A 513-nucleotide genomic window follows, 5' to 3' on the forward strand; every position below is an offset into this window, starting at 1 on the left:
AGGGGAAGATAGCAGTTATGGCCGTAATATCCATGAAAGGCGCGGCCTTCCTGATGGCCATGGATACGGTCATCGGTGGCATCCACATCCAGAACGATCCGGGCGGGTGCGCGCTCATGCTGGTCCATGAAGAGCGTCACGAACAGGGTAGCCAGGACCTCATGATCAGCAATGATGCGGCAGTAACGATCTGCCTTGTGGCCACTGCGCTCCAGCCGGTTCAGCGTGGATTTTCCTGCCAGTGCCGCACAGTTCGCCCGGCTTCCTGACAGACGTCCCGATACCAGACCAAAGATCAGGTCATGCCGCAAGGCATCGTGATCATTGAGATCTTCATAGCCCAAAGCCAGCCCCATGATCCGCTGACGGACAAGGTCTTCAACCCGGTATTCCACAAAGCCGGGATGCCGCTTATCGCGAAAACAGGCAGCAAAGCGGCGGCTGAGACCCAGAATGTCATCAGCCTGCTTCACCAGAATGACGCCCCCATCCGAACTCATGCGACCCCCGTCA

1 protein-coding gene is annotated in these 513 nt (G+C 57.7%); it reads right to left on the bottom strand.

Annotation, left to right across the window (positions count from 1 at the left end; genetic code table 11):
- Window positions 1-513 (bottom strand): transposase (locus tag GVI59_RS18755; RefSeq protein WP_173575547.1); only part of this gene is annotated, 513 nt, incomplete at both ends.

This window comes from Acetobacter sicerae (genome assembly GCF_011516765.1).
GTDB classification, from domain to species: Bacteria; Pseudomonadota; Alphaproteobacteria; order Acetobacterales; family Acetobacteraceae; genus Acetobacter; species Acetobacter sicerae.